Below are 23,106 nucleotides of genomic sequence, written 5' to 3' on the forward strand. Positions count from 1 at the left end.
TTGCCAACTCCTTAGCGAGCCGAAAGACTGACCGGACTTTCCGCTCGTGGAGGTGGCCCGTGTCGTTTTCGCGTTCCGCTCGTGCCAGGATGCTGGCCGCGCTGGCTCTGGTGGTCGGCCTGGCGGCGACCACCGCCCCGGCGCAGGCCGCGCCCGAGCCGCCGCCTCCGGGGCAGTCCCACCGGCAACCCGGCTACGGACCGGAACGCAACGAGGTCGCCGCGACCGACGCCCCGCCGCAACTGCGGGCGGCGACGGCGGGGGAGAACCGGCAGCGCGGTGACCACAGGGGCTACCCGCGCCAGACCGAGTTGCGCGCCTACCCGGCCGACCCCTCGGACAAGTCGATCAAGCTCGGGCTTTCGCCGTACCACGCGCTGGCGCCGAAGCTGAACGAACTGCAGCAGCGCAGCGACCGCGTCTCCGTCGAGGTGGCGGGGCAGTCCGGGCTCGGCCGCGACCTCTACCTGGTCACGCTGACCGCGCCCGAGCACCCGGCGCAGAGCTGGATCCAGGACCACTGGCGCGACAAGATCGAGAACGACCCCGGCCGCGCGGCCCGCGACGCCGCGCTGCGGGCCGGGTACAAGACGCCGGTGTGGATCAACAACAACATCCACGGCAACGAGTGGGAGGGCACCGACGGCGCGCTGCGCGTCATCGAGTACCTGGCCACCACCACCGACAAGGCCGCGCTGGACCTGCTCAAGCGCAACCGGGTCTACCTGAACCTGACCGCCAACCCCGACGGCCGGGTGGCGGGCACCAGGGCGAACGCGAGCGGGTTCGACATGAACCGCGACTTCGTCACCGCTTCGCAGCCGGAAACCAGGGCGATGCGCGAGATGGTGCTGGGCAAGCAGCCGGTGATGATGCTCGACGAGCACGGCTACGTGGAAAACACGCTGATCGAGCCGACCACGCCGCCGCACGGCCAGAACTACGACTTCGACCTCTACATCGAGCACGGCTACGCGAACGGCCTGGCGATGGAGAAGGCGGTGCAGGCGCTCGGGCACCCCGAAGCGGCGAAGCCGGAGATCCCGTTCCGCGACTACGAGCCGGGGGTCTGGGACGGCTGGGCACCGATCTACACCGCGCAGTACTCGATGTACCACGGCGCGGTGTCCTACACGATCGAAATCCCGCAGCGGGTCAACAACGACGCCTACAACCTGCCCGCCGCCGAACTGCAGCGGCGGTCGAAGATCAACACCGACGTGGTCGAGGCGACCATCCGCACCACGATCGACTACGCGGACACCCACCGTTCCGAGCTGATCGACAACCAGATCGAGATCTTCCGCCGGGGCGCCGCGGGCGAGCCGCAACGCCAGTTGCCGGACGGTTTCGTGCCCGGCTTCGGCCCGGAAGACCGCTACACCACGGAATTCCCGCGTGCCTACGTGCTCCCGGCCGGGGCGGGCCAGCGTTCGGCGCCCGCGGCGGCGCGGCTGGTGGACCACTTGGTGGCCAACGACGTGCGCGTGCAGCGCGCCGACCGCGACTTCCGGCTGGCGGGCAAGAGCTACCCGGCCGGTTCGTACATCGTGGACATGCATCAGCCCAAGCGCGCGCTGGCGAACGTGATGCTGGAGACCGGCGCCGACATCTCCGGCAAGGTCGAGGTGATGTACGACATTTCCGGCTGGAGCCACCGCCTGCTCTGGGGTGCTTCGGTGGACATCTCGAAGACCGAGGCGCCGGACGTGCGGACCACGCCGGTGACCGTCGCCGCGCCGACCGGTGCGGTGGACGCGGCGCCGGGCCAGGACCTGGCGCTGAGCGTCACCGACGGCAAGGATGTGCTGGCGGTGAACACCCTGCTCGGCCAGGGCCGCCCGGTGCACCAGCAGGCCGACGGCTCGGTGGTGGTCCCGGCTTCGGAACGTGTGGCCGTGCTGGAGGTGGCGAAGAACCTGGGCGTGCGGTTCACCGCGGCACCCGCCGGTGAGCGCGGTCCGGTGTTGCGCAAACCGGTGATCGCCGGTGCGGTCGCCGCCGACGAACTGCTGGTGCTGCGCGAACTCGGCTTCGAGGTGCGCCCGGTGTCCACGCAGGTGCTCAACAACGGGTTCGACCTGAGCCGGGTGGACGCCTTGTTCGTCTCGTCCGGACTTTCCTACACCGGCCTGAATCCGGCGGCGCAGCAGCGGGTGAAGGATTTCCTCGCCCGTGGTGGCGTGGTCACGCGGGGGGCCACCGGCGCCGCGTTCAACGCGGCCGCCGGACTGCTGCCGGTGACCGCGGTGGCCGGCCGGGAGGACGCCAACGGCGTGGTCTCGGTGACCAACGGAACCGGGCCGATCGCCACCGGCGCCCCGGAAAGCTCGTTCGTCTACTCGCCGCTGTGGTTCACCGAACTCGGCGCGGGCGTGACCGCCGAACAGCGTTACGCCGAGCAGAACCCGCTGGCCGCGGGGCACTGGCTGCCGAACGAGGACGGCCAGGGCCCGGCGCAGGCGGCGGGTGCGGCGGCCGTGGTGTCCGGAGTGGACGAAAGCGGGGCGAAGGCGGTGCTGTTCGGCACCGAGCCGCTGTTCCGCGCGCACCCCAAGGGCCTCTACGCCCAGGTGGGCAGGGCCGTGTTCTGGGCGGCCACCCGATGAGCCGGGGCGTGCTGGTCACCGGGGCGTCGAGCGGGATCGGCCGGGCGGTGGCGACGGCGTTCGCCGCACTCGGCGACCGCGTGGCCGTCCACTATGGAGCGAACCGGACGGCTGCCGGGAAGACGCTGGCCGGGCTGTCCGGGTCCGGGCACGTGCTGGTCACCGGTGACCTCGCCGACCCGGCGGCCGTCCAGCGGCTCGCAGACGAGGCCGAGGAAGCACTCGGCGGGGTCGACGTGCTGGTGAACAACGCGGCCGTGGCCACCGGGCCGGAGAACGCGCACACCGTGGCCGGGGTGTCCTATGCGGACTGGCAGGCGGTGTGGCAGCGCATGGTCGGGGTGAACGTCTTCGGCACGGCCAACCTGACCTACTGCGTGACCCGGCACATGATCGACCGGGGTGCGCCGGGACGGGTGGTCAACATCGGTTCGCGCGGGGCGTACCGCGGCGAGCCGGAGCACCCGGCCTACGGCGCCAGCAAGGCGGCGCTGCACGCGTTCGGCCAGTCGCTGGCGGTTTCCCTGGCTCCGCACGGAATCGCGGTCGCCACGGTGGCGCCCGGGTTCACCGCCACCGATCGGGTCGCGGACCGGCTGGACGGCGCGCAGGGCGAGCAGTTGCGCGAGCAGAGCCCGTTCGGGCGCGTGGGCAAGCCGGAGGAGGTCGCCGCGGCGGTGGTCTACTTCGCCTCCGCCGAGGCGACCTGGGCCTCCGGTGCGGTGCTCGACCTGAACGGGGCCTCACACCTGCGCTGAGGGCTCCCGCCACATCGGGTGGATCTCCGGTCCGTCCTCGGGGAAGCGGATCGGGTCGCCGAGTGCCTCGAACCCGTGGCGGGCGTACAGCGCGCGGTTGCGGGTGGAGCTGGCTTCCAGGTACACGGGCAGGTTGGCGGCGTCGGCGCGCTCGAGCTTGTCGCGCAGCAAGGCGCTGCCGAACCCCTGCCCGCGGTACGCCGGGAGCGCGCCGATGCACGGCAGGTAGATGTGCGCGGTGTGCGTCGGGTGCCTGGCCTCGGTGAGTTCCGCGACGATCAGCCCCCGCCGGACGAACTCGGCGAGCTCCGGCGGGATGTCCAGTTCGCCGCCGGGGAACGCGTCTCCGCTTTCGCCCGCGGCCCGGTCCAGCCACAGCGAGATCGCGCCGAAGTCGGCCGTGGCGAGCACTTCTCCTTGCTCCAACGCCTTTTCCACCAGATCGCGGAGGTGGAGCGGCATGAGCTGTTTCCGCTGCACGGGATCCGGGATGACCCATTCCGTCACCACCTCGTCGAAGAAGGCTTCCGCCACGGCCACGGCCGCCCGGTCGAGTTCTTCCGGCCCCACTCGGTGCACCAGCGTCTGCGTCATACCGGCCCAACGGGCGACCGGCGCGATCCGTGCCCGGTGGTTAGGGTGGGGCGCATGCTCATCGCGGAGGACCTGGTGCTGCTCGTGTTCGACGACGAGACCGGCAAGCCGGACAGCACGGTGACCAACCTGGCGTACGCGCTGGCCGGCGCGCTGCTCATCGAACTCGGCATCGAGAACCGGGTCGGGGTCGGCGAAGGCAGCAAGGGACGGCTGGAGCTGCTGGACCGCACGCCGACCGGGCGGCAGGCGCTCGACGACGCGCTGGCCAAGCTGGAGAAGTACGAGGGGCGCAAGCCGAAGGACGTGATCGCGCCGCTGTCCGGGCAGAGGCTGACCGAGCGGCTGCTGGAAGGCCTGGCCGAGCGCGGGGTGCTGCGGCGTGAAGAGGGCAAGGTGCTCAAGCTCTTCCCGGTCACCCGCTGGCCCGCCGAGGATTCCGCGCACGAACTGAAACTGCGCGAGACCTTGAACGCGGTGCTCGTCGACGGTCAGGACCCGGACGAGCGCACCGCCGCGCTGATCGCCGTGCTCGCCGCGATCAAGGCCGCCAGCAAGGTGCTCGACCTGCCCGAGCGCGCCGACCGCAAGGCGGTCGACCGGCGCGCCAAGGAGATCGCCGAGGGCAACTGGGGCTCGGTGGCCACCCGCAAGGCCGTCGAGGACCTCACCGCGGCGGTGATGACCGCGGTGATGATCCCCGCGATCGTCACCACCACCGCGAGCTGACCCCGGTTCAGCCCACCGGCTCCAGGCGCACCACGATCGACTTCGACACCGGGGTGTTCGACTCGTCGGCCACCGAATCCAGTGGCACCAGCGAATTCGCCTCGGGGAAGTACGCCGCCGCGCAGCCGCGCGCGGTCGGGTAGGCCACCACGCGGAAGCTCGGGGCCCGGCGCTCGCTGTCCGTCCACTCCGAAACGAGGTCGACCAGGGAACCGTCGGCCACCCCGAGTTCGGTGAGGTCCTCCGCGTTGACGAAGACCACTCGGCGGCCGTCCTCCACCCCGCGGTAGCGGTCGGACAGGCCGTAGATGGTGGTGTTGTACTGGTCGTGGCTGCGCAGGGTCTGCAGCAGCAACCTGCCCGGCGGTACCACCGGGTACTCCAGCTCGCTGGCGGTGAAGTTGGCCTTGCCGTTCTGGGTGCCGTTGAACTCCCTGGCGTCGCGCGGCGCGTGCGGCAGCACGAAACCGTCCGGCTGGCGCACGCGCTTGTTGTACTCGTGGCAGCCGGGGACCACGTTCGAGATGTGGTCGCGGATGCGGTCGTAGTCGGCCTCGAATTCGCGCCACCGCACCGGGTGCTCGTCGCCGAGGAGGGCGATCGCCAGCCGGCAGAGGATGGCCACCTCGGAGAGCAGGTGCTCGCTCGCCGGTTCCAGGCGCCCCCGCGAGGTGTGCACCGCCGACATCGAGTCCTCCACGGTGACCACCTGCTCACCACCGGCCTGCACGTCGCGTTCGGTCCGGCCCAGCGTGGGCAGGATGAGCGCGGTCCGGCCGTGCACGATGTGCGAGCGGTTGAGCTTGGTGGAGACCTGCACGGTCAGCTCGCACGAGCGCAGCGCGCGTTCGGTCAGCTCGGTGTCCGGGGTCGCGGCGGCGAAGTTGCCGCCGACGCCGAAGAACACCTTCGCCCGGCCGTCGCGCATCGCGCGGATCGACCCGACCGTGTCGAGGCCGTGCTTGCGCGGCACCGGGATGCCGAACTCGGCTTCCAGCCCGGCGAGGAACTCCTCCGGCATCTTCTCCCAGATGCCCATGGTGCGATCGCCCTGCACGTTCGAGTGCCCGCGCACCGGGCACAGCCCGGCGCCCATCTTGCCGATCATGCCGCGCAGCAGCGCGACGTTGGCGATCTCCTTGATCGTGGGCACGGCGTGCTTGTGCTGGGTCAGGCCCATCGCCCAGCAGTAGATGGTCCGCTCGGACTCGGCGATCATCCTGGCGATCTTGACGATCTGCTCGCGCGGCAGGCCGGTCGCCTCGTCGACGCGGTCCCAGTCCAGATCGCCGACGCGCTCGGCGTAGGCGGGGAAGCCGTCGGTCAGCGAGTCGATGAACTCGTGGTCCAGCACGGTCCCGGGCGCGGCCTGCTCCCAGGCCAGCAGCAGGTGCCCGATGGCCTGGAAGAAGGCCAGGTCACCGCCGAGCCGGATCTGCGCGAATTCGTCGGCCAGCTGGCTGCCCTTGCCGACCAGCCCGCGCACGTTCTGCGGGTTCTTGAACCGCATCAGCCCGGCCTCGGGCAGTGGGTTCACCGCGACGATCTTCGCGCCGCGGGACTTGGCCTCCTCCAGCGCGGAGAGCATGCGCGGGTGGTTCGTGCCGGGGTTCTGGCCGACCACCACGATCAGGTCGGACTTGTGGATGTCGGCCAAGCTCACCGAGCCCTTGCCGATGCCGGTGGTGGCCGAGAGCGCGGCACCGGAGGACTCGTGGCACATGTTCGAGCAGTCCGGCAGGTTGTTCGTGCCGTAGGAACGGACCAGCAGCTGGTAGAGGAACGCGGCCTCGTTGCTGGTGCGCCCGGAGGTGTAGAAGACGGCCTCATCGGGGCTGTCCAGCCCGCGCAGGTGGCTCGCGACCAGGTCAAACGCGTCATCCCAGCTGATCGGCTCGTAATGCGTGCCGCCTTCGCGCAGCACCATCGGCTCGGTCAGCCTGCCCTGCTGCCCGAGCCAGTACTCGGTGCGCTCCTCCAGCTCCGCGAGCGGGTGGGCGGCGAAGAACTCCGGCCCGACGCGGCGCTTGGTGGCTTCCTCGGCGACGGCCTTCGCGCCGTTTTCGCAGAATTCGGCCAGCTTGCGGTGCTCACCGTCGTCCTCGCGCGGCTCCGGCCAGGCGCAGCCGGGGCAGTCGAACCCCTCGCGCTGGTTGAGCACGCGCAGCGCCCGGACGGTGCGCCCGGCGCCCATCTGCTCCTGCCCCCGTTTGAGGGACACGAAGACCCCGGGCAGGCCCGCCGCCCAGCTCTTCGGCTTGCCCACGGCCAGCCGGCTTTCGTCGATGTCCTGCTGTGGTGCCTTCTCCGTCACACCTCCATCGTGCGCCCTGCCCCGCGACGCCGCGACCCCGGCCGGTTTTCTAGACTTGACAATGTGACCGAGAACGCCTTGCCCCAGTCCGACCTGCCCAACGCTTGGAACCCGGCCGACGAAGAGGCCGCGATCTACCAGCGCTGGGTAGACGCGGGCTACTTCAAGGCGGATTCGAGCTCGGAGAAGCCGCCGTTCACCGTCGTGCTGCCGCCGCCGAACGTCACCGGCAGCCTGCACATGGGCCACGCGCTCAACCACACGGTGACCGACGCGCTCACCCGCCGCCGCCGGATGCAGGGTTTCGAGGTGCTCTGGCTGCCCGGGATGGACCACGCCGGCATCGCCACGCAGAACGTGGTGGAGCGCGAGCTGGCCGGTGAGGGCGTCTCCCGCCACGACCTGGGCCGCGAGAAGTTCGTCGAGCGCGTCTGGGCGTGGAAGGAGGAGTACGGCGGCAAGATCCTCGGCCAGATGCGCCGCCTCGGCGACGGCGTCGACTGGAGCCGCGAGCGCTTCACCATGGACTCCGGGCTTTCGCGCGCGGTGCAGACGGTGTTCAAGCGGCTGTACGAGGACGGCCTGATTTACCGCGCCGAGCGCATCATCAACTGGTGCCCGCGCTGTCGCACCGCGCTGTCGGACATCGAGGTCGAGCACTCCGAGGACGAGGGGGAGCTCGTGTCGATCCGCTACGGCGACGGCGACAACGCCATCGTGGTGGCGACCACCCGCGCGGAGACCATGCTCGGCGACACCGCGGTCGCGGTGCACCCCGACGACGAGCGGTACCGGCACCTGATCGGCACCGAGGTCGAGCTGCCGCTGACCGGCCGGATGATCCCGATCGTGGCCGACGAGCACGTCGACCCGGAGTTCGGCACCGGCGCGGTCAAGGTGACCCCGGCGCACGACCCGAACGACTTCGAGATCGGCCGCCGCCACGACCTGCCGAACCTGACGATCATGGACGAGCGCGCGGTGATCACCGCGTCCGGTCCGTTCGAAGGGCTCGACCGGTTCGAGGCGCGGCCCGCGGTGGTCGCCGCGCTGCGCGAGCAGGGCCGGATCGTCGCGGAGAAGCGGCCGTACCTGCACTCGGTCGGGCACTGCTCGCGGTGCAACACCGTGGTCGAGCCGCGGCTCTCGCTGCAGTGGTGGGTCAAGGTCGAGCCGCTGGCCAAGGCCGCCGCCGAAGCCGTGCGCGACGGCCGCACCAGGATCCACCCGCCGGAGCTGGCCAAGCGCTACTTCGACTGGGTCGACAACATGCACGACTGGACGATCTCGCGCCAGCTGTGGTGGGGGCACCGGATCCCGGTCTGGTACGGCCCGAACGACAAGGTGGTCTGCGTCGGGCCGGACGAGGAGCCACCCTCGGGCGAGGGCTGGTCGCAGGACACCGACGTGCTGGACACGTGGTTCTCCTCCGGCCTCTGGCCGCTGTCCACGCTCGGCTGGCCGGACGAGACGCCGGACCTGCGCAAGTTCTACCCGACCAGCGTGCTGGCCACCGGCTACGACATCCTGTTCTTCTGGGTGGTCCGGATGATGATGTTCGGGCTGTACGCGATGGACGGCAAGCAGCCGTTCGACCACGTGTACCTGCACGGGCTGATCCGCGACGCGCAGGGCAAGAAGATGTCGAAGTCGCGCGGCAACGTGATCGACCCGCTGGACTGGCTGGACCGCTTCGGCGCGGACGCCACCCGGTTCACCCTGGCGCGCGGGGCCAACCCGGGCAACGACATGGCCATCGCCGAGGAATGGGCGGCCGGTTCGCGCAGCTTCGGCACGAAGTTGTGGAACGCCACCAGGTTCGCGCTGATGAACGGCGCCAACGTGTCGGCCCCGCTGCCGCCGGCTTCGGAACTGACCGAGGCGGACCGCTGGATCCTCGGCAGGCTCGGCGCGGTCGTGTCCGAAGTGGACGAACTGTTCGACGGGTTCCAGTTCGCGAAGCTGTCCGGGGTGCTCTACCAGTTCGTCTGGAACGAGCTGTGCGACTGGTACGTGGAACTGGCGAAGGTGCAGTTCTCCGGTGAGGGCGCGGAAAACACGCGGCTGGTGCTCGGGCACGTGCTCGACGCGGTGCTGCGGTTGCTGCACCCGATCATGCCGTTCGTCACCGACCGGCTGTGGCAGGCGCTGACCGGCGGGGAGTCGCTGGTGATCGCTTCGTGGCCGTCGGCTTCCACGGCGAGCTACGCCGACGCGGTGGCCGACCAGCGGATCGCCGACGTGCAGAAGCTGGTCACCGAGGTGCGCCGGTTCCGGTCCGAGCAGGGCTTGAAGCCGGGGCAGAAGGTGGCCGCCCGGGTGTCGGGCGCCGGTTACGCCGCGCTGTCCGCGCAGGACGCCGCGATCCGCTCACTGGTGCGCTTGACCGACGCCGGGGACGACTTCACCGCGAGCGTCTCGCTGGAAGTCGGGCTCTCCGGCGGGGTCGCCGAAGTGGAACTGGACCTCTCCGGCGCGGTCGACGTGGTGGCCGAACGCAAGCGCCTGGAGAAGGACCTGGGGCTGGCGGAGAAGGAGCTGAAGCAGACCGAAGCCAAGCTGGGCAACCAGGCCTTCCTGGACAAGGCCCCGGACGCGGTGGTTGACAAGATCAAACTGCGCCGGGAAACCGCGCTCAGCGACATCGACCGCATCACCACCCGCCTAGCCGCCCTCCCCACCCCCTGACCCCCACGCCCCGGTTCACCCACCCCCGGGTGAACCGGGGCCCCACCCGCGAACCCCACGTTCAAGCACCCGAACCCCACGTTGGTGCACGCGAACCCCACACTCAGGCACCCGAGTTCCACGTTGGCGCAGCCGAGTTGCACACTCAGGCAGCCGAGTCCCACATTCAAACAGCCGAACCCCACACTCAGGCACGCGAGTCCTACATTCGGGAAGCCGAGTTCCGCACTCAGGCATACGAATCCCACATTCAGGCACGCGAGTTCCACTCTAGGGCTCGCGAGTCCCACACTCGGGCACCTGAGTTCCACGTTCAGAAAGACGAGTGCCGCGCTCAGGCACGCGAGTTTCACGTTCAGGCGGCTGAGATCCGCGCTCGGGTAGGGCGAGATTCTCGCTCGAACAGGCTGGCCTCACTGTCGGGTTCGTGAGTCCTACCTTCGCGCGGGCGAGTTCCGCACTCGGGCAGCCGAGTTGCACGTTCAGGCACCCGAGTTCCGCACTCAGGCGGCCGAGTTCCACGTTCAGGTAGGCCAGTCCCGCGCTCGCGCAGGCGTTCGGGTTCGCCGATTCCACATCCGCGAGTGCTCGAGTGTGGAGTTCGCGTGCCCGAGTGCGGAATTCGGCTACCTGAATGTGTAAGTCGGCTACCTGAGTGTGTGGTTCGGCTTTCTGGACGTGGGGTTCGGGTGCGTGAGGGTGGGGGTCAGGGGGATTGGAGGTGGGCGTAGATGAGGCCGGAGACGCCTTGCATGCCGGCTCGGACGGGGTGGAAGCGGGCGGCGTCGTCGCGGTCGACGGCGCCGTTGACCCAGGCGGAGCCGCCCTGGGCGCAGGCGTCGTGGCCGAGGGAGGGGCCGTGGACGTCTACATAGGACGAACCGCTGGCGGCCGCGGCGTTGGCGATGGCACCGGCGAGCGCGGCCTCCAGGTCGGCGATCCACGCGTAGTCGCCGTCGGCGAAGGGCAGGATCGCGCCGCAGAAGCCGTTCGCGGGCACGATGCGCGGGTAGCCGACCGCGAGCACCCTGGCCTTCGGCGAGCGTTCGCGCACCCGCCGCAGTGAATCGGTCAGGTTCCCTTCGGTCTGCGTGACGATGGCCCGCAGCGTGTCCGAGCCGTTGACGGTGAAGTACTGGCGGCACGGCGCGCCCGTCGGGTTCTGCGCCCGAAGCACCGGGCACGTCTCGACGATGCGCTGGAACAGGTTGTAGTCGTTGCCGCCGAGGCCGACGGTGACCAGGTCCGTTTCGGGCCGCAGCGCGCTCAGTTGCGGCGGGTTCATGTCGTCGCCCACCTCCTGCGGCTGCGTCAGGTGGGTGGTGTCCGCGCCGCTGCAACTGGCGTCGACCGCCGAGCGCGCCACCAGCAGGTCCGCCAGCAGCGACGGGTAGTTCGCCGACGACCGGTGGCAGCCCGCCGGGTCGAGGCGCTGCTCGGGGATCTGCGGCCCGGCGGTGAACGAGTCGCCGAGTGCCACGTAGTTCTGGTAGGCGTGCACCGCGTTCGCCGGGACGGCGGGCACCACGGCGGCCAGCAGGACCGCCAGTCCGGCGTAGAGCGACTTCCTCAAGTGATCACCTTTCCACGCAGATGGGCTTGGACGACACCGGCGATGCCCTGCATCCCGGCGGCGAACGGGTGGTAGGGCGCGGCCTTGGCGAACCGCCGGTTCCCGTTGACCCAGGCGGCGTCGCCGGCGCACGCGTCGTGCCCGAGCGACGGGCCATAGGTGTCTACATAGGACACACCGGTGGCGCCGGCGGCCGTGGCGATGGCGGCGTTCAGCGCCTCTTCGACATCGTTCACCCAGGCGTAGTCGCCGTCGGCGAAGGGCAGGACGGACGGGCAGTAGCCGGTTTCCGGGGCGATCCGCGGGTAGCCGATGGCCAGCACGGTCGCGCGCGGGGCCTTCGAGCGCACGGTCTGGAACGCCAGGCGGAGGTTGCCTTCGATCTGCCCGACGGTCGCCTTCAGCGTGTCGATGCCGTCGACGGTGAAGTGCTCCTGGCACGGCGAACCGACCGGGTTGACCTCGCGCAGCTGCGGGCAGGTCTCCATGATGCGGCTGAACAGGTTGTAGTCGTTCCCGCCGAGGCCGACGGTGACGAAGTCGGTCTCCGCCCGCAGCACGTCGGCCTGCGGCGGGTGGCTGCCGCCGAAGGGCAGCCGCTGCGGCTGGGTCAGGTGCGTGCTGTCCGCCCCGCTGCAACTCTTGTCCACATAGGACCGGACGCCGAGCTGCTTCGCCAGCACCGCGGGGTAGTTGGCGCTCGACCGGCGGCAGCCGGGTGGGTCCCCGCGCTGCCAGGGGATGAGCGGCCCGGCGGTGTAGGAGTCACCGAGGGCCACGTAGTGCTGGAAGGCATGGGTGGCCCCGGCGGGGGTCGCGGTCAGCGCGGTGGCGGCCGCCACGGCCGCCACCGCCAGCCCGGTACTTCGTCGCCAGTTCATCAGTGGGTCCCTTCGCGCCGAGGCGTCTCCTCCTCTGCTTAGTCCGGCGGGCGGGGATCTGGATGCCCCTGATGGTGTGCGGCACCTGGTGAACTTGGTGAGCGGTCGACTACCACAGGTAATCACTTCGGCGTAACACCGTGATCGCGCTGGGTTGCCTGGAGCACTGTCAAGTCTGCCAACCGGTGGACATTTGGACGCCGGTACTCAAAATGAGATCAATAGGGACATACTTCTGCTTGCCATGAACGTAAGTTCTCCGTAGTGTCCCGAAACATGGCTGTGACCGACCTCTCCGCAGAGGCCTCGTCGATAACCCCCTCCGCTGTTCCCCGGCCCCGGGTGGCCGTGGTCGGCAGCGGGTTCATGGGCCGCGTGCACGCCGAAGCGGCGCGGCGCGCGGGTGCCGAGATCGTCGGCGCGGTGGGCTCCAGCGCGGAGCGCGCGGCCGCCGCCGCGGAAGCCGTCGGTGCTGCTCAGGGCTATTCCGAGCTGCGGGCGATGCTGACCGACGCGGCGCCGGACGTGGTGCACGTCTGCACCCCGAACGCGGTGCACGCCGAGGCCGCCGAAGCGGCGCTCGCCGCCGGCGCCCACGTGATCTGCGAGAAGCCGCTGGCCACCTCCGCCGAGGACGCGGCGCGGCTGGCGGCCGCCGCGGCCGAGCACGGCCGCGTGGCCACCGTCCCGTTCGTGTACCGCTTTCACCCGATGGCGCGGGAAATGCGGGCGCGGGTCGCGGCGGGGGAGCCAGGCGCGGTGTCCGTCGTGCACGGCGGGTACCTGCAGGACTGGCTCTCCCGCCCGGAAGACGACAACTGGCGCGTGGACTCCGCGGTCGGCGGGCTCTCGCGGGCCTTCGCCGACATCGGCTCGCACTGGTGCGACTTCCTGGAGTTCGTGCTCGGCGAGCGCATCCTGGCGTTGTCCGCGCAGAGCGCCACCGTGCGGGAGCGCCGCGGCGCGGCCACGGTGTCCACCGAAGACCTGGTGACCCTGCACCTGCGCACCGCGCGCGGCGTGCTCGGCACCGGCGTCATCTGCCAGGTCGCGGCTGGGCGCAAGAACCGCCTCCACCTCGAAGTCTCCGGCACCGACGCCAGCCTCGGCTTCGACCAGGAAATGCCCGAGCAGCTGTGGGTCGGCCGTCGCGACGGCAGCACGCTGCTGGTCCGCGACCCGGAAACGCTGTCCCCGGCGGCCTCGCGCTACTCGCGGCTGCCCGCCGGGCACGCGCAGGGCTACCAGGACTGCTTCGACTCCTTCATCGCCGACACCTACGCGGCCGTGCGCGGCGAACCGATCGCCGACGGCCTGCCCACCTTCGCCGACGGCCTCCGCGCGGCCCGGCTCACCGAAGCCGTGCTGACCTCCGCCGCGGCGGGCGGGCAGTGGACGGAGGTGCCCGAGTGAGCACACCGGCCAAGGTCAGGCTGACCGGGATCACCAAGCGCTTCTTCGGCGTGCCGGTGCTCAAGGGCGTCGACCTGGAACTGCACGAGGGCGAGGTGCACGCGCTCGTCGGCGAGAACGGCGCGGGCAAGTCGACGCTGATGAAGGTGCTGGCCGGGGTCCACCGCCCCGACGAGGGCACGGTCGAGGTCGACGGCGACGAGGTTCACTTCGGCTCGCCGCGGGACGCGCAGGCCGCCGGGGTGTCGATCGTGCACCAGGAGTTCAACCTGCTCGGCGATCGCACGGTGGCGGAGAACGTCTTCCTCGGGCGCGAACCGGTCCGCCGGGGTCAGGTGGACCGCCGCAAGATGGAGGCCGACACCGCCGACCTGCTCGACAGCATCGGCGTCAAGAACATCTCGCCGCGCACCGCCGTGCGCCGCCTCCCGGTGGCCCTGCAGCAGGTGGTCGAGATCGTGAAGGTGCTCTCCACCGACGCGCGGGTGATCGCGATGGACGAGCCGACCGCCGCGCTCGCCGGGCACGAGGTGGAACTGCTCTACGACCTGATCGCGCGGCTGCGTGAACGCGGGATCGCGGTGCTCTACGTCTCGCACCGGATGCGCGAGGTGTTCGACCTGAGCCAGCGGATCACCGTGCTCAAGGACGGCGCGCTGGTGACCTCGGCGCACACCGCCGACCTGACCAGCGACCAGCTGGTCCGCCACATGGTCGGCCGCCCGCTCGACGCGCTTTTCCCGGACCGGGCCGAGGAAGCCGACCTTGGCGCGGTCCGCCTGGCCGTGCGCGGCGCGGGCAACGACCGGCTCACCGGCATCGACTTCCAGGTTCGCGCGGGCGAAATCGTCGGGCTGGCCGGGTTGCAGGGCGCCGGGCGCTCGGCGGTGGCCAGGGCGGTCTGCGGCATCGACCCGTTCACCAGCGGCACGGTCGAGGTGGACGGCAAGGCCGCACGTCTGCGCTCGCCGCGTGAGTCGGTGCGGCGCGGGATCGCGCACGTGACCGAGGACCGCAAGGGCGAGGGGCTGGCGCTGCGCCAGTCGGTCAAGGACAACGCGCTGCTCGTCCGCCGGTCCGCCTTCGGCAGGCGGCTGGGCAAGCTCGACCTGCCCGCGCTGCTGAAGTCGGTCACCGTGGTCGCGCGCAACGAGGACCAGGAAGTGCGCTTCCTCTCCGGCGGCAACCAGCAGAAGGTGGTGCTGGCGAAGTGGCTGGCCGTCGAGCCGAAGGTGCTCGTGGTCGACGAACCGACGCGGGGCATCGACGTGGGCGCGAAGAGGGCCGTCTACGACCTGCTCCGCGAACTGGCCGGGCGCGGGGTCGCCATCCTGATGATCTCCTCGGAACTGCCCGAGCTGATCGGGATGAGCGACCGCGTCCTGGTCATGCACGAAGGCCGCCTGGCCGGGGCACTGCCCGCCGGGCCCACCGAGGAAGCCGTGATGTCGCTGGCCACCGGACACGAATTGGCGGGAACCGCATGACCGCGCTCGCCCAGCGCCCGGCGGCGCCGAAGCCGCCGGAGCACGACCGTCCCAAATGGACACAGAAGCTGACGCCGGTGGTGTCGGTCTACCTGGCGCTGGTGGTGCTGCTGATCGTCGGCAGCGTGCTGGTCGCGGTGGACGGCGGCATGCTGCTCGACCAGGGCGGCATCCTGAACATCCTGACCCGCAGCACCACGCTCGGCCTGGTCGCGATCGGGCAGACGCTGGTGATCCTGACCGGCAAGCTGGACCTGTCGGTGGCCTACCTGATCGGGCTGTGCTCGCTGATCGCCGCCGAGACGATGGCGGGCGACCCCGGCAACATCGTGTTCGCGGTGGCGCTCACCCTGGCGGTGGCCGCGGTGGTCGGCCTGGTCAACGGCCTGGTGATCACCCGGCTCAAGGTCAACGCCTTCATCGCCACGCTCGGCACCGCGCTGATCATCCGCGGCTACCTGGAGAACGGCTACGAAGGCCCGGCCGGTGAGGTGCCGCGGGCCTTCCAGCACCTCGGGTACGACCGGATCGGCCCGATCCCGATCTCCACCCTGCTGATGCTCGCGCTGGCCGGACTGGCGTGGTGGTACCTCGGCCGGACCCGCGGCGGTTACCACATCTACGCCGTCGGCGGCGACGAGGACGTGGCTCGGCTGTCGGGCGTGCGCACGAACCGCACCATCGTCAAGGCGCACGTGCTGTGCTCGGTCGCCGCCGGGCTCGCCGGGATCTTCCTGGCCAGCAGGCTCGGCTCCGGCGCGCCGTACGTCGGCACCGACGCCGGGTACGACCTCGAATCGATCGCGGCCGTGGTGCTCGGCGGCACGCTGCTGGCCGGTGGCCGCGGCGGCGTCGCCGGGACCATCGGCGGCGTGCTGATCCTGGCCACCCTGGACACCGTCTTCGACGACCTCGGCGTCACGCCGTTCTTCAAGGACGTGGTGCGCGGCGTGGTGCTCATCGTGGCCGTGGCGCTCTACGCCCGCCGCCAGGTTTCCAGGAGGGGCAAGTGACGCGCCGGCTCAAACTCACCGAGGGCACCCTGCCGGTCCTCGTGGTGCTCGCGATCCTGTTGGTGGCACTGGCTTTCGCCGGTCCCGCCTTCAACGAGCCCGCCGGGTACCTGGCGCTGCTCAAGCGCGCGGCCCCGCTGATGATCCTGGCGATCGGGCAGTACTTCGTGATCGTCAGCGGCGGCTTCGACCTCTCGGTCGGCTCGCTGGTCACCGCGGAGGTGGTGATCGCCGCGCGGCTGATCGACGGCGAAGAGGGCGCCACCGCCTGGGTGCTGCTGTTCATGCTCGGCTTCGGCGCGCTGGTCGGCCTGGTCAACGGGCTGATCACCACGCGGCTGCTGGTGCCGTCGTTCATCGTCACCCTGGGCATGCTGCTGGTGCTCGACGGCGCGGTGTTCCTGTGGACCGGTGGCGCGCCGCGGGGTGCGCTGTCCGACGCCTTCCGCACGGTCGGGCGGTCCGGGTTCGAGGTGCCGCTGCTGGGCCAGGTGCCCTGGTCGGTGGTGCTGCTCGCGGTGATCGTGGTGGCGGCCGTGTTCTTCATGCGCGGCGGCACCGGCCGGACGCTGGTCGCGGTCGGCGACAACGAGACGGCCGTGCGGCTCGGCGGTGGCCGGGTGGAGCGGCTGCGCACCCTCGCCTTCGTCCTTTCCGGACTGTCCGCGGCGGTGGCCGCGGTGCTGCTCGGCGGCTTCGCCGGGGTGTCCGCCCAGGTCGGTGACGGCCTGGAGTTCCGGGTGATCACCGCGGTGGTGCTCGGTGGCGTGCTGCTCGGCGGCGGCCGCGGCTCGGTGGTCGCGGCGATGGCCGGCGCGCTCACCCTCGAGGCCCTGTTCTCCCTGCTCAACCTGCTCGGTGTCTCCGGTGGCCTGGAGTCCGCGGTGCAGGGCGTGATCATCATCGCCGCCGTGGCCTACGCCTCGGCCGGCAGCAACCTTTTCCGGCACAAAGTGGTGAACCAGGAGAAAAAGAATGTCAAAGAAGAAACTGCTGCGCAGCAGTAGCTTCGCCCTCGCGGCCGCGGGCGTGCTCGCCCTGTCCGCGTGTTCGAGCGATCTGCCCGCCGACACCGGCGGGACCACCGGCACCACGACGGCGGCCGGTGCCCCGGCCGGTTCGGAGTTCTTCGACCAGGCCGAGTACGACCGCCAGCTGGCCCTGCGGTCCGCCACTCCGCAGGGGCCCGCGGACAAGCCGTGGGAGCAGGCGCTCGAGCCGGCGATGACGGACACGGCCAAGTACAAGAAGGACGGCCCGTACAACATCTGCTTCTCCAACGCCTCGGTGGACAATCCGTGGCGCCAGGTCGGCTGGAAGACCATGCAGGCCGAGGCCGAGCTCCACCCGGAGATCGCCAAGTTCACCACGCTGGACGCCGAAGCCAAGGACGACAAGCAGATCAGCGACATCCAGTCGCTGACCTCGCAGGACTGCCACGCGCTGATCGTCTCGCCGAACACCACCGCCACGCTGACCCCGGCGGTGGAGCAGGCCTGCGCCACCGGCATCCCGGTGATCACCTTCGACCGCGGCGTGAACACCGAGTGCCCGGTCACCGCGATCCACCCGATCGGCGGCTACGCCTTCGGCGCCAGCGCCGCGGAGTTCCTGGCCAAGTCGATCCCGGCCGGTGGCAAGGTGCTCGGCCTGCGCGTGCTGCCCGGCGTGGACGTGCTGGAGCACCGCTGGGCCGCCGCGGAGAAGATCTTCGCCGCCAACGGCGTGCAGGTGGTCGGTGCCGAGTTCACCGGCAACGACAGCGCCAAGGCCAAGAGCATCGTCTCGGACTACCTCCAGCGCGAGGGCAAGATCGACGGCATCTGGATGGACGACGGCACCGCCGCGGTGCCGGTGCTGGAGGCCTTCGAGGACGCCGGTGCCGAGGCGCCCGCGATCTCCGGTGAGGACCAGCAGCAGTTCCTGGAGAAGTGGAAGTCGGAGAACCTCAAGGCCTTCGCCCCCACCTACCCGACCTACCAGTGGCGCACCCCGGTGATCGCCGCGCTGAAGGTACTCAAGGGCGAGCAGGTGCCCAAGGAGTGGATCCTGCCGCAGCCGGTGATCGAGACCTCCACTTTGGACCAGTACCTGACCGCGGGCATGCCGCCGCTGCACTACGGCCTCTGCGGCTGCAAGGAGATGCCCGGGTTCCCGGACAAGTGGAAGTAAGGGACTGATGCACGCCATCGGAGTCAACACCTGGGTCTGGACGTCCCCGCTGGACGACGCGGCCCTGGCCGAGCTGGCGCCCAAGGTGGCCGCGGCCGGGTTCGACTGCATCGAGCTGCCCGTCGAGAACCTCGGCGACTGGCAGCCCGGTGCGGCGGCCCGGCTGCTGGCCGAGCACGGCCTCTCCGCCTCGGTGGCACTGGTGATGCCGCCGGGGCGGGAGCTGGTGGCCGCCGACGACGCCACGGTGAAGTCCACTCAGGACTACCTGCGGGCGGTCGCCGACATCGCCGCGGAGGTGGGCTCGCCGGTCATCGCCGGGCCCGCCTACAGCTCGGTCGGGCGCACCTGGAAGATGTCCGAAAAGGACCGCGCGGACTGTCTGGAGCAGTTGCGGGACAACCTTTCCCCGGTGGCCGAGCACGCTCGCGCCGCCGGGGTCACGGTGGCCGTCGAACCGCTGAACAGGTACGAGACCAGCCTGCTGAACACGGTCGCGCAGACTCTGGAAGCGCTTACCGATCTTGACGGCTGCGGGGTGGCGATCGACGTCTACCACCAGAACATCGAGGAGACCGACATCCCCGCCGCGATCCGGGCGGCCACCGGCCGCATCGCCCACGTGCAGGTCTGCGCGAACGACCGCGGCACGCCGGGCACCGACCACCTGGACTGGCCGGGCATCCTCGCCGCGCTCGCGGACGCGGGCTACACCGGCCCGCTCTGCATCGAATCCTTCACCGCGCACAACGCGAGCATCGCCACCGCGGCGTCGATCTGGCGCCCGCTCGCGGAAAGCCAGGACGCACTGGCCGCCGACGGCCTGGCGTTCTTGCGGGAGCTTCAGAAAGGGGGCTAGCCCACTCGTCGGCGCCGGCACGCCGAAAGCACGTTTTCCTCTCCACCACCCCGAACCGTGAGGAATCCATGAGTATTCGACGAAGAATACTGCCGAAGGTAGGCGGGTCACTGCTCGCCGGGCTGCTCGCGCTGGGCCTGGTGCCCGCCGCCGCGCAGGCGCACCCCGGACACGAGCAGGACCCCGAGTTCCGGGCCCTGCTGTTCACCAAGACCGCCGGGTACCGGCACGACTCGATCCCGGCCGGTGTGGCGATGTTCGAGCAACTCGCCGCGGACAACCACTTCGAGGTCGACCACACCGAGGACTCGGCCGTCTTCAACGACGCCGCGCTCGCCACCTACGACGTGGTGATCATGTTCCAGACCTCGGGCATGGTGTGGCAGAACGACGCCGAGCGCGCGGCGATCCAGAAGTACGTCGAGGACGGCGGCGGCATCGCGGCCATCCACAACGCCACCGACATGGGGATCGAGAACGAGTTCCCGTGGTGGGACGAACTGGTCAACGCCGGCACGCACATGCCGTCGCACTCGCCGGGTGTGCTGCCGGGCACGGCGAAGGTGGTCGACAAGCAGCACCCGTCGACGGCCGGGCTGCCGGAACGCTGGAACCGCGCCGAAGAGTGGTACAACTTCGACAAGAGCATCCGCGGCAAGGCCCACGTGCTGGTCACCGCGGACGAGCAGACCTACAACCCCGGCCAGGACGCGATGGGGGCCGACCACCCGATCTCCTGGTGCCGTGACGTGGGCACCTCGCGCGTCTGGTCGACCGCGATGGGCCACCCCATCGGTTCCTACAGCGAGCCGGAGTTCGTGAAGCACCTGCTGGGTGGCGTGCGGACCGCGGCCAAGGTGGTGCCCGCCGACTGCGCGGCCACCGTGGACACCGCGTTCGAGAAGGTGCCGCTGGACACCAACACCAAGGCACCGACCGCGATGGACATCGCGCCGGACGGGCGGGTGTTCTACACCGAGATCCTCGGCCAGGTGAAGCTGTTCAGCCCGGCGACCGGTGGCACCACCACCGCGCTGGACCTGCCGGTCTACTCCGGTGGTGAGGACGGCTTGGTCGGACTGACCCTGGACCCGAACTTCGCCGACAACGGCTGGGTGTACCTCTACTACTCGCCGCCGGGCACCGAGGAGATCAACCGCGTCTCGCGGTTCACCGTCGAAGGTGACGTCATCGTGCCGGGTTCGGAGAGCAAGCTGCTCGACATCCCCGCGTCACGGCGCGAGGAACCGGGGCACACCGGTGGTTATCTGACCTTCGGGCCGACCGGTGACCTCTACATCGGCGTCGGCGACGACACGAACCCGTTCGCGTCGAGCGGCTACTCGCCGATCGACGAGCGCGTGGGCCGCGAGCTGTTCGACGCGCAGAAGACCTCGGCGAACACGAACGACCTGCGCGGCAAGATCCTGCGGGTCACGCCGAAGGCCGAGGGCGGCTACACCGTGCCCGAGGGCAACATGTTCGCGCCGGGCACGGAGAAGACGCTGCCGGAGATCTACGCGATGGGCTTCCGGAACTCGTTCCGGTTCAGCGTGGACACCGACGGCACGATCTACGCCGCCGACTACGGTCCCGACGCCCGCACCGCCGACCCGAACCGCGGGCCGGACGGGCAGGTCGAGTGGAACGTGATCAAGGAACCGGGCTTCTACGGCTGGCCGTACTGCACCGGCAACAACATCCCGTACAACGACTTCGACTTCGCGACGAGCACCTCGGGGCCGAAGTTCGACTGCGCCAACGTGGTCAACACCTCGCCGAACAACACCGGCCTGACCCAGCTGCCGCCGTCGAAGGTGGCCGAGGTCTGGTACGGCTACGGCCCGTCGGAGAACTTCCCGGAACTGGGTGAAGGCGGCTCGGCCCCGATGGCGGGCCCGGTCTACCGGTTCGACCCGAACCTGGCCTCGGACGTCAAGTTCCCGCAGTACTACGACGGCAAGGCGTTCTTCTACGAGTGGGCGCGCAACAAGGTCTACACCTTCTCGTCCGACAGCGAGGGCAAGATCCTCGAGATCGCGCCCTGGTTCGCCAGCCAGACCACGCTGGCGCCGATGGACATGCGCTTCGGCCCGGACGGCGCGATGTACCTGCTCGAGTGGGGTGGCGGCTACGGCCGTGACAACCCGGACTCGGGGCTGTACCGGATCGAGCACACGCAGGGCAACCGCTCCCCGCTGGCCAAGGCGACGGCCTCGCCGACGTCCGGCCAGACGCCGCTGGAGGTTTCTTTCTCCAGCGCGGGTTCCGTGGACCCGGAGGGCACCGACGTCACCTTCTCGTGGACCTTCGGTGACGGGGCCACCTCGACCGAGGCGAACCCCACGCACACCTACGCCGCGAAGGGCGCCTACAACGCCCAGCTGACCGTCACCGACTCGACCGGCAAGTCCGGCGTGGCCAACATAACGGTGACCGTGGGCAACACCGCGCCGACGGTGGACGTGGCCTGGCCGGTGGAAGGCGGCATGTTCGACTTCGGGGACACGGTGGCGTTCGACGTCAACGTGACCGACCCGGAGGACGGCGCGATCGACTGCGCCACCGTCGTGGTGCAGCCGGCGCTCGGGCACGACTCGCACGGGCACCCGCTCGACCCGATCAACGCCTGCGAGGGCCAGTTCCAGACCATTGTGGACGATGGGCACGCGGACGCGAACATCCTGTACTCGGTGGACGCGAGCTACACCGACAAGGGCACCGAGGGCGTTCCGGCGCTCAACGGCCGCGACACCGCGGTACTGCAGCCCAAGCACAAGCAGGCGGAGTTCTTCACCGGCTCGTCGGGCATCCGGATCGTCTCGCAGGCGGGGGCCGAATCCGGCCGCCGCATCGGGGACATCAACGGTGGTGACTGGATCTCGTTCAAGCCGGTCAACTTCACCGGGATCGACCAGGTCTCGCTGCGGGCCTCGGCGCCGGACGGCGCCGGCGGCTCGGTCGAACTGCGGGCCGGAGCGGTCGACGGCGCGCTGCTGGCGAACGTGCCGGTGCCGAGCACCGGTGGCTGGGACAACTACGTCCAGCTGCCGCCGGTGGACCTCGCCGACTTCGAGGGCACTACGGAACTGTTCATGGTGTTCCGCGGCGGTGTCGGCCCGTTCGACCTGGACTCGATGAAGTTCATCGGGAACGGCGTCGCCGTGGTCGACGCGCAGGCGCCGAAGACCACCGCGGCGTTCACCGCGGCCGACGGCGTCAACGGCTGGTACCGCACCACCCCGACGGTCACCCTGACCGCCGACGACGGTGCCGGTTCGGGCGTGGCGGGCACGGAGTACCGCATCGGCGACGGTGCGTGGACCCCGTACACCGCGCCGTTCACCGTCCCCGGTGAAGGCGAGCAGGTCATCGCGTACCGGTCCACCGACAAGAAGGGCAACGTCGAGGCCGAAGGCAGCTCGGTGCTGAAGATCGACGCGGGCGCGCCCGCGCTGACCGTCAGCGGCGTGCAGGCCGGTGGCAGCTACGGCGACTCCGAGGTGCTCGGGTTCGCCTGGGAGGCGGGCGACCCGGTGTCCGGGCTGGACACCGCCGCGGCCGTGCTCGACGGGAAGCCGGTGGCCAACGGCGCGCCGGTCGCGCTGCACACCCTCAGCCTGGGTGCGCACGAGCTGGTGGTGACCGCCAAGGACAAGGCGGGCAACGTGGTGACGCAGAAGTTCGGCTTCACCGTGACCACCTCGCTGACCGACGTGCGTGCGCTGGTCGAGGAGTTCACCGCGGCGGGCAAGATCGACCAGTTCACCGCGGCGCAGCTGAAACTGACCCTGACCACGGCGAAGTTCCTGCAGGACAGGAACTCCCCGCAGGGCGCGGCGGCGGTGCTGTCGCTGTTCAAGCACACGGTCGAGCGCAAGGTGGCCGACCCGGCCGTGCGCGCGGTGCTGGTGCGTGACGCGCAGGCCCTGATCGACGGGCTGCGCGCCTGATGGGATCCCCCAAGTCGCGGGGGCGATTGCCGGATCGCTCCCCGCGCCGGCCCCACACCTCTC

General features: G+C 70.4%; 15 protein-coding genes. 11 read left to right on the forward strand and 4 right to left on the reverse strand.

Going from position 1 to position 23,106, the window contains the following annotated elements:
* Nucleotides 1-59: 59 nt before the first annotated feature.
* Together JOM49_RS14880 and JOM49_RS14885 are read left to right on the forward strand one after the other, a co-directional pair.
* Nucleotides 60-2,609 (forward strand): M14 family metallopeptidase, encoded by a 2,550-nt coding sequence (locus tag JOM49_RS14880; protein ID WP_308158743.1) that lies wholly within the window; start codon nt 60-62, stop codon nt 2,607-2,609.
* Nucleotides 2,606-3,367 (forward strand): SDR family NAD(P)-dependent oxidoreductase, encoded by a 762-nt coding sequence (locus tag JOM49_RS14885; protein WP_209664867.1) that lies wholly within the window; start codon nt 2,606-2,608, stop codon nt 3,365-3,367. The genes JOM49_RS14880 and JOM49_RS14885 overlap by 4 nt, the downstream gene beginning before the upstream one ends.
* Here JOM49_RS14885 and JOM49_RS14890 read toward each other — a convergent pair.
* Entirely contained in the window at nt 3,353-3,961 is a 609-nt protein-coding gene (locus JOM49_RS14890) for a GNAT family N-acetyltransferase (protein WP_209664868.1), read from the reverse strand. The genes JOM49_RS14885 and JOM49_RS14890 overlap by 15 nt on opposite strands.
* A gap of 54 nt (nt 3,962-4,015) precedes the next feature.
* Here JOM49_RS14890 and JOM49_RS14895 point away from each other — a divergent pair, with 54 nt between their 5' ends.
* Nucleotides 4,016-4,690 carry a GOLPH3/VPS74 family protein gene (locus JOM49_RS14895; RefSeq protein ID WP_209664869.1) on the forward strand — a complete coding sequence of 225 codons (675 nt, stop codon included), beginning with the start codon at nt 4,016-4,018 and terminating at the stop codon, nt 4,688-4,690.
* A 7-nt stretch (nt 4,691-4,697) separates the two neighbouring features.
* Here JOM49_RS14895 and JOM49_RS14900 read toward each other — a convergent pair whose 3' ends face one another.
* Nucleotides 4,698-7,004 carry an FdhF/YdeP family oxidoreductase gene (locus JOM49_RS14900; RefSeq protein WP_209664870.1) on the reverse strand — a complete coding sequence of 769 codons (2,307 nt, stop codon included), beginning with the start codon at nt 7,002-7,004 and terminating at the stop codon, nt 4,698-4,700.
* A 63-nt stretch (nt 7,005-7,067) separates the two neighbouring features.
* Here JOM49_RS14900 and JOM49_RS14905 point away from each other — a divergent pair, with 63 nt between their 5' ends.
* Nucleotides 7,068-9,692 (forward strand): valine--tRNA ligase, encoded by a 2,625-nt coding sequence (locus JOM49_RS14905; protein WP_209664871.1) that lies wholly within the window; start codon nt 7,068-7,070, stop codon nt 9,690-9,692.
* Between the two features lie 706 nt (nt 9,693-10,398).
* On the opposite strand, the gene JOM49_RS14910 is transcribed toward JOM49_RS14905, so the two are convergent.
* On the reverse strand, nt 10,399-11,265 hold the full coding sequence (locus JOM49_RS14910; protein ID WP_209664872.1) for an SGNH/GDSL hydrolase family protein: 867 nt from the start codon (nt 11,263-11,265) through the stop codon (nt 10,399-10,401).
* The gene (locus tag JOM49_RS14915) at nt 11,262-12,146 is read right to left on the reverse strand and encodes an SGNH/GDSL hydrolase family protein (protein ID WP_209664873.1); all 885 of its coding nucleotides are present in this window, start codon (nt 12,144-12,146) and stop codon (nt 11,262-11,264) included. The genes JOM49_RS14910 and JOM49_RS14915 overlap by 4 nt, the downstream gene beginning before the upstream one ends.
* A 276-nt stretch (nt 12,147-12,422) precedes the next feature.
* Between JOM49_RS14915 and JOM49_RS14920 the strand changes: the two genes are divergently transcribed.
* The 7 genes from JOM49_RS14920 to JOM49_RS14950 all read left to right on the forward strand — a co-directional run bounded on the left by JOM49_RS14920 (nt 12,423) and on the right by JOM49_RS14950 (nt 23,043).
* A complete protein-coding gene (locus JOM49_RS14920; RefSeq protein WP_209664874.1) occupies nt 12,423-13,559 on the forward strand; it encodes a Gfo/Idh/MocA family protein in 1,137 nt (378 codons plus the stop codon).
* A complete protein-coding gene (locus JOM49_RS14925; protein WP_308158744.1) occupies nt 13,556-15,046 on the forward strand; it encodes a sugar ABC transporter ATP-binding protein in 1,491 nt (496 codons plus the stop codon). Before JOM49_RS14920 ends, JOM49_RS14925 begins: the two co-directional genes overlap by 4 nt.
* Nucleotides 15,043-16,059: an ABC transporter permease gene (locus tag JOM49_RS14930; RefSeq protein ID WP_209664876.1), complete on the forward strand. Its 1,017-nt coding sequence runs from the start codon at nt 15,043-15,045 to the stop codon at nt 16,057-16,059. The genes JOM49_RS14925 and JOM49_RS14930 overlap by 4 nt, the downstream gene beginning before the upstream one ends.
* The gene (locus JOM49_RS14935; protein ID WP_209664877.1) at nt 16,056-17,066 is read left to right on the forward strand and encodes an ABC transporter permease; all 1,011 of its coding nucleotides are present in this window, start codon (nt 16,056-16,058) and stop codon (nt 17,064-17,066) included. Before JOM49_RS14930 ends, JOM49_RS14935 begins: the two co-directional genes overlap by 4 nt.
* Entirely contained in the window at nt 17,035-18,231 is a 1,197-nt protein-coding gene (locus JOM49_RS14940) for an ABC transporter substrate-binding protein (protein ID WP_209664878.1), read from the forward strand. Before JOM49_RS14935 ends, JOM49_RS14940 begins: the two co-directional genes overlap by 32 nt.
* Before the next feature lie 7 nt (nt 18,232-18,238).
* Entirely contained in the window at nt 18,239-19,090 is an 852-nt protein-coding gene (locus tag JOM49_RS14945; protein ID WP_209664879.1) for a sugar phosphate isomerase/epimerase family protein, read from the forward strand.
* Between the two features lie 68 nt (nt 19,091-19,158).
* The gene (locus JOM49_RS14950; RefSeq protein ID WP_209664880.1) at nt 19,159-23,043 is read left to right on the forward strand and encodes a ThuA domain-containing protein; all 3,885 of its coding nucleotides are present in this window, start codon (nt 19,159-19,161) and stop codon (nt 23,041-23,043) included.
* Nucleotides 23,044-23,106: the final 63 nt, after the last annotated feature.

The organism is Amycolatopsis magusensis (assembly GCF_017875555.1).
Classification (GTDB): Bacteria; Actinomycetota; Actinomycetes; order Mycobacteriales; family Pseudonocardiaceae; genus Amycolatopsis; species Amycolatopsis magusensis.

What these genes read in the sequence shown, in the direction of transcription:
- JOM49_RS14885 (WP_209664867.1), top strand. Translation starts at nt 2,606, where the DNA reads ATGAGCCGGGGCGTGCTGGTCACCGGGGCGTCGAGCGGGATCGGCCGG.
- JOM49_RS14895 (WP_209664869.1), top strand. Translation starts at nt 4,016, where the DNA reads ATGCTCATCGCGGAGGACCTGGTGCTGCTCGTGTTCGACGACGAGACC.
- JOM49_RS14945 (WP_209664879.1), top strand. Translation starts at nt 18,239, where the DNA reads ATGCACGCCATCGGAGTCAACACCTGGGTCTGGACGTCCCCGCTGGAC.
- JOM49_RS14950 (WP_209664880.1), top strand. Translation starts at nt 19,159, where the DNA reads ATGAGTATTCGACGAAGAATACTGCCGAAGGTAGGCGGGTCACTGCTC.
- JOM49_RS14920 (WP_209664874.1), top strand. Translation starts at nt 12,423, where the DNA reads ATGGCTGTGACCGACCTCTCCGCAGAGGCCTCGTCGATAACCCCCTCC.
- JOM49_RS14930 (WP_209664876.1), top strand. Translation starts at nt 15,043, where the DNA reads ATGACCGCGCTCGCCCAGCGCCCGGCGGCGCCGAAGCCGCCGGAGCAC.
- JOM49_RS14915 (WP_209664873.1), bottom strand. Translation starts at nt 12,146, where the DNA reads ATGAACTGGCGACGAAGTACCGGGCTGGCGGTGGCGGCCGTGGCGGCC.
- JOM49_RS14890 (WP_209664868.1), bottom strand. Translation starts at nt 3,961, where the DNA reads ATGACGCAGACGCTGGTGCACCGAGTGGGGCCGGAAGAACTCGACCGG.
- JOM49_RS14940 (WP_209664878.1), top strand. Translation starts at nt 17,035, where the DNA reads ATGTCAAAGAAGAAACTGCTGCGCAGCAGTAGCTTCGCCCTCGCGGCC.